Origin of the sequence: Aeoliella sp. (genome assembly GCF_965227375.1) — a bacterium.
Taxonomy (GTDB): domain Bacteria; phylum Planctomycetota; class Planctomycetia; order Pirellulales; family Lacipirellulaceae; genus Aeoliella.
The window spans coordinates 3188100-3201752 of the sequence record NZ_CBDDFX010000002.1 but is presented as its reverse complement, the minus strand read 5'-3'; the positions used below and the strand labels follow the sequence as shown (position 1 = coordinate 3201752).

Sequence of the window (13653 nt, the reverse complement as noted above, 5' to 3'; positions counted from 1 at the left end):
GTGACTCAGTGCATGAAGCCCGGCGCACGTTCTGACAACCACTCTTTGAGTTCCTTATGTGACTCGAACTCGCCGACCTCGATACGGTCGATCGTAGGTCCATCCTCTCCGGTAGAGCGAATGTCTTCGTCGCTCATTTCTCGCAGCCAGATCACTCGCTGACGTTGCAGTCCGGCACGTGTGAGATTGACCGATCCCTCCGGAAGCGGTTTGTCGAGATTGCTACCGCGAATCAGCACCAGGTAAACCAGATCACCGGAAAACTTCAGCAAAAGCCCTTCCGACGGGTTGAACTTCCAGTTTCCCAACCACGCGTAAGGAAACCAGGTGCTGTTGCCATCACTAAAGCGAAGTTCAATCGAACTCGCTGAATCCTTCGCGCCGCGTAAATAGCCAAAGGCAGCGCATTCTCCCTCGCCCCCGCCCGCGTCGGTCGGTCCACTGGGGCCTCCCTGGCGAAGAATGCCTTGCAATCGCTGCTGATGGGTTGGTCGGTCATCGTGCATGGTCCAATCCCCGCTCTCCGGTACCATTTGAGCCGTCGCGGCCCTCCAAGGCCGCTCCGGCAATGAATACACCTTGTCCACGTACGAAATTGCGACGCCGGTTTCGTTTCTGGGTCGTACTGGCTTCAGTCATTGTTTCGTTGAGATCAGTCGCCGATAGACTGTCATCGTCACGGCTGATGGCTTTGAGCAACGCATCACGGTCATCGGTGAAGACTTCCACAGATTGCCGTCCGCGTGTCACAGCCACATAGGCCGTGCGTTGATCCGTCGCTGGCAAGGATTCGCTGGAAATCCCCACAAAGACCTTATCGACCGTCACGCCTTGGCTCGCATGACTAGTCACGACATAGCCGTGCGTGAAATGACCAAAGTCTTTGCTAATCACCCAACCGCGTTGATCAATAATGTCACCGCTCTTTGTAAATCCCTTCACGGTAAGCAGCGAGCCATTGCTCAATCGATGCTTGCCGTCTTTGGTGGTGCCGCCTGCGGTGATACGCAGGCGGTCACCGGCAGCAAGGCCAAACTGAGCAGGCCGATACACCGTAAAGTGCGACGCCTGCGCTGTCGGCACGTCACTGGCATCGCTGACGATGATGCGTTTGCCCTTGGTATGGCCAGGAGCGTTTTGATGGAACTGAATCATATCGCCGGGGCCGTATTCGCTGGTATCCGCTCGCTGTGCTTCGGTCAAATGCGCAGGAAGCCACGCATCGATTAGCCTCTCTTCGCCAAGCTTTCCTTCTTTTTTCAGCCCATCGCGAATGGCTCGCGTGATGCGTCCCGCTTCCGCATGCGTTGGCGAGACGATCAGTGCCGATTTGGTCGCACCGCCGATTTTCTTCTCGCTCGTAGCTGCCAGATATGCTGAAGCCAACTCCTGATTGCGGTTCTCATCGCTGACTTCTTTGATCCAGCCGAGTTTGTCCAACTCGAAGAACGCATCGGCCGTCCGGCCTTCGCTGAGCGCCTTGGCGGCTTTCTTGTAGTCACCGCCTTGCCGGAGAATCTCGGTGACTTCAGCCACCTTCAGCCCGGCGGACTTTTCCAACAGTTTGAGCGGCTCACCTGCTGAGACGCTGCGATGTTGACGCCGATCGCCCACCAGTAGCACCCGCGTATCCACCGACTTGGCGATGGTAAAGATACTGTGCATGTCGCGCGTGCCCAGCAAACTCGCTTCATCCACCAAGATGACGCCGCCTTTGGCGGATTGTTGCATCTGCTTGTCTTTGAGAAACCGGGCAACCGTGTCCGCCTTGGCAAAACCCGCTTCCTCACGTAGCACTTCACGACTCGCCTTGACTGATGGGGCGATCGCCACGACGGGTTTGCCCACTTCGATCAGTGCTTCGCCGATTTCTTGCTCTAATGTTGTCTTTCCCGTACCAGCTGCCCCACGGATGATCATTACTCGGTCCCGCGATGACAGCACATGCGATACGGCAGCTTTCTGCCCCTCATTGAACCATTCACGTGAAATCGGCCGTTTTGGATCGCCCAATGGCCGGCATCGCCCCCGACCATCGCGGGCGTAATCGATCATCTGCGATTCCAGGGCGAGCATCTCCTTCGTCGTCACTGACGGCCGTCCTTTTACGTCGCGCCGAATCAAGTCGCGCGAAGCCAGCTCTTTGCTCGTCTGCTCAACAGTCACTTCGCCGATCCCACGCTTCAACGCTTCAGTCAGCAGTTTGCGCTCAGGAATCACGGCCTCGCGCACGAAGCTATGCTCAATGGCATGATCGACTGCTTTGACGTGACCCGGATCAGGGGGCGCAAATGCGACTTCACGGCGATGGACCTTCGCAATTGCGTCCTGCTCATCGCTGGAAAGTCTTGCGTGCCATTCCTTGCGAAGCTCTTCCATGCTCATCGGCTTTCCTTTTCGTTCACGGGAAGACGCCCCCAATTCACCCTTTCGTTCTGGCTTGGAAATCCCCAACTCCTCGGCCAGTTTTTCGATCAAGGCCGTGCGCCGTGAGAAACGGCCCAATACATCTTTGGACATACCGGCAATCTCGAAGTCGCCGCGATTGCGCTCAATACCAAAGCCCAACTCTTGCAGCTTGCCTGCCAGTCGTACGCGAAACGCTGCCTGGAAGTACGGCGCATCGCGTTTCAAATCCTGGAACTGGCCTGCCTTCCAACGACCCTCTTTTTGGTCCCAGGTCGTGTTGAACACGAACACATGCGCATGCAACTGTGGATCGGGGATGCCATCAACCGGCCGGGATGTCGTGTGGATGAACTCCGCCCAGGCCATGTTGCCCGTCGTGCGGTTGCGATCTTGACCGCCTACACGCACGCGGGTTTTCATTTCGGCCTCCATCTCACGCATTGTCTCATCGACCGCACCGCGAAAGGCCGTAAGCACATCTTGATCTCCGCTCAAGGCATAAAGCAGCGACACGGACTTGGGAACGGAGAAGGTAAAGTCGTAGCCGACCGTACGATCGCTTCGCGTGCGGACGGTCAAAGATTTTCCGGTTTGCGGATGGAGGTTGTCGCACAAACGCTCAAACGCAAACTGATCGACGGTGCCCGAAAGGCCAAGGCGAGCGGCACCGAGGCCACCCCAAGAACCAATCAGTTCCTGACCTTCACTGTAGTAATCTGCCGTGGCGTAGTAACGCTTGGCATCCTTACCACTATTCTGTTGCGTAATGCGTATCATGCCTAATTCTATCTTAGGCTCGCATTCGTTAATTCTTTCTTAACGACTCTATGCTCTCGCGCACTCAGTCTTCGTTTGCGAGATGTCATCGAGTGCAATATCACTTCAACTTCATCACTTCATGGCTGCTATAGCGCAGCCGTTTACAATTTTTTCACTTTTTCTCGCTGAGGGGCCATCGGCTCATGCGACAGCTGGTGCAGTACTCATCCGCTCGAATCTCCTGCTTGCTTTCCGTGTGAGATCAGACCTCGCCCTCGGCCATTGATGGACACCGATAAAGCCGCCGCCGGTCCGCTCAAGCTGCCAAGGCCGCTTTCCTGAAGGAAGCCTTCGGCCTTTCGCTTGCCCGGTGCGCACTTGCCCCGGCATGGGGCGGCTTTCGTCTCTGGTGCCATAGGCCGCGATGGTCGCGGTCTTAAACACAAGCACAGGAGACAAGCAATGACAAAACCCGCACACAAGATTCGCATTTGCCTTTTGAGCGTCACGATTTGGAAGAATCAGAGCGACAAAGGCAGTTGGTACAGCGTCACGCCCAGTCGAGCGTACAAGCAAGATGATGGCTGGAAGGAGACTAGCAGCATTGGCTTCGACGACCTGCTCACCTTGGCGAAGCTGCTCGACCTGGCCCATAGCTGGATCGCCAACCAATTGGCATCCGACTCAAGTGACGCTTCGACTTCGCAAGCCGCATGAATCACAAATCGGCAGGCATAGACCTGCCGACTTGTCTTCTTCGCTCCGATATGAAAGGACTTGCTGAATGACTGACTTGCTTGAGCTGACCGAAGATGAATTTGATGAGCACTACCCGCTCATGCCCAACCACCTGAATCCGAATGCTGGCTGGGATGGGTGCTTGTTCGAGACGTACGGTCCCGAACTTGATTTCCTGCGCCAACAAGACCCAGCAACCGTCTGGACGCTCGTTGACGGCGACGATGGCGACCTCTACATCCAAAGCGGTATTTGCTTCGTCAACCGCATTGGCTACTTCATCAGTACCGTCCCTACGCCAGAAAACGCCTTTTTCCACGTTCGCATTACAATGTCTGATCCGGACAGCGAATCTGCTTCTGAATAGGCTGTAAGCCACGCCTTAAGATAGGTTTCCAGGCACGGCTCAAGGCTGGTGCCTGGCTTCTGCTGCTCCCCTCTTTCCTTGCTGCAAGCAGACCGCACTTCAGGCTGGCCGCTTGCCCACTTTTGCTTCCGTTTCGGCCCTTGCACAGTCGAATTTTACCGCCTGCGGTGCCCTCCAAGCCATCGCAGCGTGTCGCGGAATTCGCGCGAGAAAAGCAGAACACGTGTTGACAGGCGTCTTCCCTATGCACAGCATAGGCTGGATTTCCCGGGGAAATCCGCTGTTTTCCACGGGAAAACGCCAGCGAACATCTATCGCGCGATCGAATTGAGTTTACCTGTGCCCCGCTGAGTATAACCGCTGTCGGAAAAACCAAAGACAGCACGCTTCGCTTGAACAATCGCCCTCACAGTGATCTATGCGGAGAGTGCGAACCGCCCAATGATACGCTTTCTTGCTTGTTTCGGCCCAACTCCCAAATCAGCAAAAGCGTATTGCAATTGATATTCTAATGTAGTACGTGCTTCTGCGGATGAAGTGCCGGTGGGACGGGATTCGAATCAATGTCTTCCAGTTGAAGAAGGTTGATCTCAATCGTCCTCGTAATCGAGTGTAGCGGTAAATGGTTGTCGTCGAGACCGAACGGCTGTTCGATCTCATCTCCCACCGCATCGAGCCCCAAGAAGGCATACGCAACAAAGCCCACGACCAGTGGTGTGAGGATGCCAACAGTGTCATGCAGTCCACAGGGCAACGCGAGGCAGTACAGCATGGTGGTGCGGTGAGTAAGGACGCTGTACGTGTACGGAATGGGAGTCGACTTGATTCGCTCACATGCACCCTGAACTGAAATCATTTCCGTCAGATTGTTGTAGAGCAGGGGCACATGAAAAGTTTTCAGCCAGCCTCGCTGCTCGGCTACAGCAATCATCTCTGCAATCAGGCGACCAATTGCAACTGGAGTATTGGCATGCCGCCGCACGGCCTCAGCAGATGCTTTATCCTCCATATATTCGTACAACTCCGCTTCGGGAGTGGTGTCGCGCAATTTGTGTCGCAAGGCATTGACATACGCAAGAATTAACCGAATGAGTCTGCCACGTAGTTGCTTTAACTCAGCGAAGTCGGCACCTTCTTCCGCGTGGGTTACTGTAAGAACCTGAATCGCAAACGTCCGCGTTGTGTTAACCATGCTGCCCCATAGCTTACGCCCTTCCCAGTAACGATCGTATGCAGCGTTATTGCGAAATCCGAGGAATATCGCCAAGGCTAGACCGACAACGGTAAAAGGGGCTGGTGTCAACGAATACTTGTGGACGCCGGCGACGCTGGAGACGTAAGTCACCACGCCCGCGAACGCAGTTACGATAAAAACTCGCGGCCACACTTTGCCCATTGTCGTTCCGTGGACCGCAAAGATCATTCGCAGCCAGCTTGTCTTCTCTGTTACAATCATGTTCTAGGTAGCCACTCCGATGTGCCTTGGTGATGTCGGGGCATACAAGTCTTTCATGCGCTCGCCAACGAATCTGATATCACTTCAAGAATAAGTGTCAATACGATGTTCATCATGTCATTGATCAAAGGGCAAAGCGGCCCACCAGGGACCACCAGCAACACACCACTCAGTCACTCAGGAATCAATCTCCGTCTTGTGGCTGTCCGGCGTCGCTGTCGCATTAGCGCCAGTAATTGCTGTATTGGTCTCTTCGGAGTTCCTAGAAAAGGCGTTCCAGCCGGGGAGATGGTGGGCCGCAAGAACTCCGAAGACGATAAACGCCGTAAGAATCGCTAGCAAATACATACCAAAGCCCACTGCGGTTCCGACAGCAGCGGTTGCCCAAATCGTGGCGGCTGTGGTCAGCCCCACGGTACGACCACGATCACGCAGGATGATGCCCGCACCCAAAAACCCTACTCCTGTCACAATGTTCGCGGCTAACCGCGACGGCTCGGCATCAGGAATATGCGAAGAAATCAGCGCAAAGACACACGAACCGAGAGCCACGGAGGCATATGTGCGAATGCCAGCCTCCCTACCATGCCACTCGCGTTCCCAGCCGATCATACCGCCCAAGAACGCGGCAATGACCACCCGCAAGGCATACATCGTTTCCAATTCCCAGTCGACCATCAGAAATCGTGTCCTCTTTCCTGTGGCTTACATCTGCTCGTCCACTTCGGACGTGCGAAACAGCGACCACTTCAAGGAGATCGGTGTAATCAACGTGGTGATTATTACCGTCACGACCAGAGCAGAAAATACGGAACCACTAACAACGCCCAGCCCCTTACCGATGCTGGCAAAAATCAGTCCCACCTCGCCGCGCGGGACCATACCCAGCCCAACCGACCAGCGGTCGGTGTCGCGACCGGCCAGCAGGCCGCAGACCAGCTTGCCGATGATGGCCACGGCGCTGAAGGCCAACGCCAACCAGAAGGTCGTCGGATCGAGAAACGATTGCAGGTTGACCTGCATCCCCATCAGAACAAAGAAAATCGGTGCGAAAATCCGTTCCAGGGGAGCGATCAGGCTTTCCATCGTTGTCTGACCGGAAACCTTTTTGAAATGCTCTTCACTCAAGATTAAACCAGCCGCGAAGGCGCCCACGATCGGTGCCAATTCAATGGCACTGGCTATCCAAGCCAAAAGGAATGCCAAGGCCAGGGGAAATAGCAGTTTGACATGATGTTCTTCCAGCGTCGTGACCAACGGGACGAGCCAACTGACGAGCTTTCCACCAAACATGAGCACCGAACCGAGAAACAAGATCGACAACAGGGAAATGCGGCCGATTTCCAGTGCGTCAATCTGCCCCGTCGAGGCGATGCCGACGACCACCGCCAGGATGATCAGCCCCAGCACGTCATCGATCACCGCGGCGCCGAGAATGACTTTGGCTTCGCGCGTTTGCAATCTGCCCAGGTCGCGAAACACGCGGGCCGTGATGCCAACACTCGTCGCGCACAGCGTGGCAGCAAGGAAGATGTGGACCGTTGATCCGGCGTCGGGCAACAGCCACATGCCGGTCAGCATACCCAGTACGAATGGTGCCACAACACCGACGATGGCCACCATCAAGGCCCGCCAGCCGACCTTTAGCATCTCGTCGATCTGCGACTCCAGACCGACCATGAACAACAGGAGGATCACGCCGAGTTCGGAAAACATCCATAGTGCAAAAGTCATCGCGACGTAGCGTGGTCCGTCTGGGCCGGTCATGATCTCCACCAGCCGGCTCGCGCTGCCTCCCTCGGCCAACTCGGCCGTTGAGAATATCTCACTCGCGGCATCCGAGACCGCGCGACCTGTCAGCCAGACTTCGCTGAACAACGGCATGGCCTCGCCTAGATGCATCACCATGACAAACAAAGGGATGCCCAGCCAAAAACCGATATTTCCAGCGGCGACGCCGATCAACAATTCGCCCAGCACGGACGATTGCTTTAGGGATTCTGCCAGCCAGCGACCGAGCATTGCCACTCCGGTGACCACCGCCAACTCCAGCAGAATCGGCGAGAACGGCAGTTCATGCGCAGATTCGGCGTGTTCGGCTTCGCCGATTGCTGAAGCCGTTTTCTCCAATGCCTGGTTCTCTTGCCCGGCCCAAGCCGATGACCGTGGATGCACTCCCGCCCAGATTGCGCCAATCAACAGCCACGAAATGGCCAACAGCAGCATGAGCAGGTGTCTATTTTGAATCGTCATTTTATTTGCATGTCAGTGTTGCGACTTGGACGGGACGGTCACTCGATTCATTTTTCCCACGAGAATGTACGGTTGCTGATACGGCTCACTTCGCACATGCGTTATTCTCTCGAATTACAACATCGCTCGACGCCCACTCCCCCTTCACTTCCAAGAGCAACGCTGTCACATCGTCGTTTACTTTCCCGCCGGCCCGATGTCTCAACACGTCCGTACTGATCGCAGCTACGATCTCGCAGGGCGTCTGCATGCTCCGTCTGAGTATCAAATCGGCCAGCCTATCGCGGCCAAGCAACTCGCCGCTGGGATCACTGGTCTCAGCGACTCCATCGGTCGTCAAGAACAACCGCTCACCAGGCATGAGGCTAATTGCCTCGCTTTCCCAGTTGGAGGTCGGATCGATACCCAAAGGCAGTCCGGTAGACGGCAATTGTCGCAGATCACCGCGTGGTGAGAGCAGGAGGCCCGGTTCATGGCCAGCGCTGGCATAATCCAACTGCTGCCCTTGGGGGTTCCAGCGAGCGAGAAACATCGTGATGAATCCGTCGCACAGCAAAGCGGGAAGTCGATTGTTTATATACTGTAAGACCTTCGACGGCTCGCGATGCTGCTCCACAGCGTGCAACATGAGGGCCTTGAGCATGGCCGCCCCCATGGCCGCTGAGATGCCGTGCCCGGCTACATCGGCTATGCAGATCAACCACATATCGTCGGGCAGACGGATGAAATCAAAATAGTCACCGGCCACCTCATCGGCGGGTTGGTACAAATGGGCGATGCGAAGCCCCGGAACCTCCACCCCGTTCGGCAACAGGTGCTCCTGAATTCGCCGGGCCCGATCCATTTGCATCTGCCGGTTGCGCTCGTCGTCAGCCAGTATTTTGGACATTTGCTCGACTGCGCTCGACAAATCGTTCATTTCGCGACAGCGAAAACCATTGGAATTCACCTCGTAATGGCCATTCGCGATACGCAAGACGGCGTTCGACAGACGTTTCACAGGGCGAGTCACGATTCGCCAGAGAACCAGATTGACGATTGCTGCTGCGACGGCTGCCAGCGCCGCGAGCCATGCCAAATGCAAGAGAATCTCGCGCCGAATCGAGCGGCGGATGTTCGTGGTATACTCCGAAACCCACACTTCCACGCCGTCACCAGCAAAGGTGCCAACGACCAATGACTCGCCTCCGACCACAGCGCGATGGTCAGACGAAACGGAAGCTTCTTGCATAGCACGGATCATTTCCGGCGAGGCGGGATGATGGGCATCCGCTTGCAACACTTGATGATTCCAGTGAAGGACTATGTGATGGCCTGGCGATCGCGACTCTTGCATGCGAGCGCATACCGAATCGATGTATTTCTGGATAGACTCTCGCTGACCTTTCTGACCAAGGGCGCTTAGCCCTTCGTAGATTGTCATCGCCTCCTCTTCCAGCGCCGCGTGCTTCGCCACAACCGCGTCTTCCATCTCACGCCGATAATCCAATGGCAACAACAGCGCCAGCGCAGCCAGTAACGGCAGGTTGACGGCCCAAATCAGGAGTTTCCCTATCGATCGCCGTGGTGGTTGTCGTTTTGCAGCATCTTGGGTGATATCGTTCATCGCGAAATCCCATTCACTCCTTTCAGCACGGGATGAGTTCATGCTCGTCCACTGCCGCCGATGCTTGGAAACGCGAGTAGCTCGCGAATCCATTGCGCGAGTTGGCTTGGCGTGAGAGGTTTTTCTGCATAATCGCTCACGTGGAACGAATAAAGATCAGGCAATGCCTGCTCACAAGTCCGGTCGTATGTCATCAGAACGGGCACGGCAGGAAGTTCGGTATGCTCTTTCATAACAGCTAAAACGCCTGCCGCACGGCCCCATAATAAACCGGCATCCAGGACCACCAGATGAGGCATCTGATCGCGGAGGCGAGCGAAGCACTCAACCCCACTCTCGGCCGTGGCCACTTCGAATCCCAATAACGACAGGTGCGTTGCATAGACTTTGACAAGCGAGGAATCGCCGTCCGCCAACAGGATGCGAACGCCCTCCATCCTGGTCTCGGGGTACGACTGCGGATTCGTTCGCGTCGCCACCTCTTCCCGGGACAACGGAAATTCCGGCGGTGCGGAAACGGCCAGACGCACGCGCCGGCCTTCGACACTCTGCACAGCAAGGGAGACGTTGAGTGAAGGAATCTCAATCGCCTCAGTGAGTTTACGGGTGACGACTAACATGCAAGGGCCTCCTTTTCTGGCACCTCTTGTTGTGCCATGGAAAGATGATTGAACATTCGAGAAGGGGAAACGCTGCAAGCCAACTTGTCGAGCGCAAGGCATCGGACAAGAGAAAAGCGACGCTGACGGCAACCCAGCCTTATGCGCAGCCGTAAAACGTTCAATTTACGGATGCAAATTGCCCGCGCAAGATTACAGCGTCAACCGCGAGAAGAGCACACAGCGCTCAAGCGCCGTTGCGGGGGGCGGAGCAGGAAGAGAGGAAGCATCTGCCTGAAGATCGAGCCACGGCAATTCGATCGCATCCGACCTAGCGACGATCAGATCACATTGTCCCAACCGCTGCCCAGATGATTGTGGGGACGGCGCAAATGTCGCCGGTCGATGGCACTCGCATGTTGGGCTGTGGCAAGGGACGCCGTGTTCGGCACCCTGGCAACACTGAGTCGCATCAATGGAATGGCAGCAAGTTCCGAACGATGACGACAACGGCGCAGCGAACAGCAGCAGCAAAGTCGCTGTCCAAGCCAATCCACGTTGGAATCTGTGCGCATCGTTTCCCATCGCGGAATGATTCTCCGAAAAATCCGTCGATGCGTCAAGACCAAGCGCCGCCAGACCACCCTCGCCGCTCCCATAAGGAGCGGCACCGCCATTTACGAAAAGGATTCAGAAACCACAAGAGCCGCGTGCAACGCACGGTTCAGCATTTCTGGGAAGGACGCAACCATTCGGCGAGCACCCCTCTGGTCGGATTCCCCAATGCGGGGAGTAGCGCCAAGCCCTAGGCACTGAGAATGCTGCTACCCATGATTGCTCCGAGAATCCACCAGATAACCGTCGAAAGAGCGCCAAAACGTCAACTTTATCAGTCCTGTGAACCACGTCCATCCGAATCATTTTGGGCATAGGCCAGCAGCCGGAGTGCGTTGAATACCACAAGCAGTGTCGATCCTTCATGGAACAGGACGGCCGCTCCCATCTGCAAACCGAGAACAGTGGCCGGAACCAGAAATAGTACCATGCCGAGACTGACCCAGAGGTTCTGGCGAATAATCCGGCTGGTCTGCCGGCTTAGGCCCACCGCGAACGGCAGATGGTTCAAATCGTCCGCCATGAGCGCCACGTCAGCCGTCTCCAGTGCAACGTCGGAACCGGCCGCTCCCATGGCGATGCCGACGGTCGCATTAGCCATCGCCGGTGCATCGTTGACGCCGTCGCCGACCATTGCGACACCATCCTCCTTGCGCAGCTTCTTAATGGATTCGACTTTATCGTCGGGCATCAGGTCCCCCCACGCTTCGTCAATGCCGACTTCTTTCGCGACAGCATCGGCGACTTGCTGATTGTCGCCGGAGATCATGATCATTCTCCGCACGCCCAGCTCGCGCAATCTGGCGACCGTCCGTTTCGCCGTTTCACGGGGCGTGTCCATCAAGCCCAGCACGCCCAGGTATGTTTCGCCCCGGCGCACGATCATTGTCGTACGGCCGTCCGCTTCCAGCGCTTCAACTTGCTCGCGAACGGACTCCGGCAACGGAGTCCCCTCTACTTCTCCGAATAAGTCATCCTTTCCGATGTAGACGGCTTGTCCGTCGACCCTGGCTTTGACGCCCCGGCCAGTGATACTTTGCAAATCATGGGCTTGAGGTGTCGATTCCCCGCCCAGACGTTCGCGTCCATCGCGAACCACAGCGGCGGCCAGCGGATGATCACTGAGTTCCTCCACGGCCACGGCGACCCTCAGCAACTCGTCTTCCGCAACGCCGTCATGCCCGATTGCATCGGTCAGGCGTGGCTTGCCTTCGGTCAGTGTGCCTGTCTTATCGAATGCTATCGCTCCCAGGGTACCCAGGTGCTCCAGCGGTCCGCCCCCCTTGACGAGCACGCCGCCGCGAGCGGCGCGGGCGATCCCGCTGAGGACGGCGCTGGGCGTTGAAATAGCCAGTGCACAGGGACTAGCCGCCACGAGCACCGCCATCGCACGATAGAACGAAGCGCTGAACGGCTCGTCGATCACGACCCAGGCAAACAGGAGAATGACGGCAAAGGCAATCACGGCCGGTACGAAGTATCGTTCGAACTTGTCCGTGAACCGCTGTGTGGGCGACTTCTGAGTTTCCGCTTCACTAACCATTTTTACGACGCGGGCCAATGTGCTTTCAGAAGAAAGCTTGGTGACCTGAATTTCCAGCGCACCGCTTTCGTTGATCGTACCGGTATAAACGCGATGCCGTGAGTCAAGTTGTTCTGGGTTCTGTGCGGCCTGCTCAGGTTCGTCGACCGGTTGCTTGTCCACCGGAACGCTTTCGCCGGTAATTGGCGCCTGATTGACGCTGCTTTCACCTTTGATCACGAAACCATCCGCTGGAATTCTTTCGTTCGGCTTGACGATCACCACGTCATCAACTTGAAGCTGATCCACCGGGACTTCTTTGGAACCACCCTCATGCCGAACGAGCGCCGTTTGTGGCGCGAGGTCGGCGAGCGCCTCAATTGCCTTCTTCGCGCGCCCCATTGCGTAATGCTCCAATGAGTGCCCAAGGCTAAACAGGAACAGCAGCAGCGCGCCTTCAGCCCATTCTCCCAACGATGCGGCGCCGATGGCTGCCACGAGCATCAAGGAATCGATTTCGAAGCGTCCGGCACGGATGTTCTGGAACGCCTCGCGGAGAGTGAAAAAGCCGCCGAAAAAGTAGGCCCCGATATAGATCGCCAAGGGCACCGAGGCGACAACTTCGGTAAAGAGTGACAAAAGCCAACCGCTGAGCAGCAGCCCCCCGCAGAGCAAAGAAAATCCGAGTTCCGTCTTTTCACCAAACTGGCCGCCATGTTCATGGCCGTCCTCATTCTCGGCACCTTCGGTCTCAACCTCAGCGGACGGGGCGGTCTTTCGCTTCTTCTCCTCAACGATTTTTCCCATGCCGATGTTTTGCAGATCAGTTCGAAGCGAGTCTTCGTTGACGACTTGCCGATCAAATTCGATCCGCAGCATTCCAGCGGGAGACACGGCAGCTTCCAGCACGCCATCGATTTGCCGGATTCGCTCTTCGGCGGAGCGGGCCTGCCGGGCGTGCATCGATTGCGAATGGATCAGCAGGTGCCCATAGCGCTGGTCGAGTTCGGCACCCGCACGCATCGCCAGTTTACGCACTTCCCCCAGCGTGATTCGATTCGGGTCATAGTGAATGCAAACCTGCTCCTGATCGGGCGACTTTCTGTCCGCAAGATGTGCGGCCTCAATGCCTTCCACTGTGGCCAACCGCTCGGTCAATCGCTCGACACAGGCATCTCGCGTATCCGGCACGCTGGGCAGAATCAGGTCAATTTCAATTCTCGTCTTGTTCGTCATCATACTGTCCTACTGGTTTCATCGCCGATGCTGCGTTTTCGTTTATAACGGCTCTGATCAAGCACATTCGAGCCGCCGCCGTTATAGCACCAA

10 protein-coding genes are annotated in these 13653 nt (G+C 56.4%); 2 read left to right on the top strand and 8 right to left on the bottom strand.

Annotation, left to right across the window (positions count from 1 at the left end; all coding sequences use genetic code 11):
* Positions 1 to 5: 5 nt before the first annotated feature.
* Positions 6 to 506 (bottom strand): hypothetical protein, encoded by a 501-nt coding sequence (locus tag ACQK2L_RS25630; protein ID WP_425399896.1) that lies wholly within the window; start codon positions 504 to 506, stop codon positions 6 to 8.
* Positions 496 to 3186 (bottom strand): MobF family relaxase, encoded by a 2691-nt coding sequence (gene mobF / locus ACQK2L_RS25625; protein WP_425399895.1) that lies wholly within the window; start codon positions 3184 to 3186, stop codon positions 496 to 498. The genes ACQK2L_RS25630 and mobF overlap by 11 nt, the downstream gene beginning before the upstream one ends.
* A gap of 444 nt (positions 3187 to 3630) precedes the next feature.
* On the opposite strand from mobF, the gene ACQK2L_RS25620 reads away from it, so the two are divergent.
* The gene (locus tag ACQK2L_RS25620) at positions 3631 to 3885 is read left to right on the top strand and encodes a hypothetical protein (RefSeq protein WP_425399894.1); all 255 of its coding nucleotides are present in this window, start codon (positions 3631 to 3633) and stop codon (positions 3883 to 3885) included.
* 67 nt (positions 3886 to 3952) lie between these two features.
* Positions 3953 to 4273, top strand: a complete 321-nt coding sequence (locus tag ACQK2L_RS25615) for a hypothetical protein (protein ID WP_425399893.1) — start codon at positions 3953 to 3955, stop codon at positions 4271 to 4273.
* Between the two features lie 508 nt (positions 4274 to 4781).
* Here ACQK2L_RS25615 and ACQK2L_RS25610 read toward each other — a convergent pair.
* From ACQK2L_RS25610 to ACQK2L_RS25585, 6 genes are all read right to left on the bottom strand, one after another.
* Positions 4782 to 5729, bottom strand: coding sequence for a bestrophin family protein (locus ACQK2L_RS25610; protein WP_425399892.1), 948 nt, complete (start codon positions 5727 to 5729; stop codon positions 4782 to 4784).
* Positions 5730 to 5906: 177 nt separating this feature from the next.
* Positions 5907 to 6407, bottom strand: a complete 501-nt coding sequence (locus tag ACQK2L_RS25605; RefSeq protein WP_425399891.1) for an MgtC/SapB family protein — start codon at positions 6405 to 6407, stop codon at positions 5907 to 5909.
* A 27-nt stretch (positions 6408 to 6434) separates the two neighbouring features.
* Positions 6435 to 7982, bottom strand: a complete 1548-nt coding sequence (locus ACQK2L_RS25600; RefSeq protein ID WP_425399890.1) for a cation:proton antiporter — start codon at positions 7980 to 7982, stop codon at positions 6435 to 6437.
* An 85-nt stretch (positions 7983 to 8067) separates the two neighbouring features.
* Entirely contained in the window at positions 8068 to 9588 is a 1521-nt protein-coding gene (locus ACQK2L_RS25595) for a PP2C family protein-serine/threonine phosphatase (protein WP_425399889.1), read from the bottom strand.
* Positions 9589 to 9626: 38 nt separating this feature from the next.
* Positions 9627 to 10208, bottom strand: coding sequence for a carbon storage regulator (locus ACQK2L_RS25590; RefSeq protein ID WP_425399888.1), 582 nt, complete (start codon positions 10206 to 10208; stop codon positions 9627 to 9629).
* Between the two features lie 868 nt (positions 10209 to 11076).
* Complete coding sequence (locus tag ACQK2L_RS25585; protein WP_425399887.1) at positions 11077 to 13563, bottom strand: heavy metal translocating P-type ATPase; 2487 nt, start codon at positions 13561 to 13563, stop codon at positions 11077 to 11079.
* Positions 13564 to 13653: the final 90 nt, after the last annotated feature.

Excerpts from the sequence above, each read along its gene's own strand:
- ACQK2L_RS25630 (WP_425399896.1), bottom strand. The coding sequence starts at position 506 with ATGCACGATGACCGACCAACCCATCAGCAGCGATTGCAAGGCATTCTT.
- mobF (WP_425399895.1), bottom strand. The coding sequence starts at position 3,186 with ATGATACGCATTACGCAACAGAATAGTGGTAAGGATGCCAAGCGTTAC.
- ACQK2L_RS25620 (WP_425399894.1), top strand. The coding sequence starts at position 3,631 with ATGACAAAACCCGCACACAAGATTCGCATTTGCCTTTTGAGCGTCACG.
- ACQK2L_RS25615 (WP_425399893.1), top strand. The coding sequence starts at position 3,953 with ATGACTGACTTGCTTGAGCTGACCGAAGATGAATTTGATGAGCACTAC.
- ACQK2L_RS25610 (WP_425399892.1), bottom strand. The coding sequence starts at position 5,729 with ATGATTGTAACAGAGAAGACAAGCTGGCTGCGAATGATCTTTGCGGTC.
- ACQK2L_RS25605 (WP_425399891.1), bottom strand. The coding sequence starts at position 6,407 with ATGGTCGACTGGGAATTGGAAACGATGTATGCCTTGCGGGTGGTCATT.
- ACQK2L_RS25600 (WP_425399890.1), bottom strand. The coding sequence starts at position 7,982 with ATGACGATTCAAAATAGACACCTGCTCATGCTGCTGTTGGCCATTTCG.
- ACQK2L_RS25595 (WP_425399889.1), bottom strand. The coding sequence starts at position 9,588 with ATGAACGATATCACCCAAGATGCTGCAAAACGACAACCACCACGGCGA.
- ACQK2L_RS25590 (WP_425399888.1), bottom strand. The coding sequence starts at position 10,208 with ATGTTAGTCGTCACCCGTAAACTCACTGAGGCGATTGAGATTCCTTCA.
- ACQK2L_RS25585 (WP_425399887.1), bottom strand. The coding sequence starts at position 13,563 with ATGATGACGAACAAGACGAGAATTGAAATTGACCTGATTCTGCCCAGC.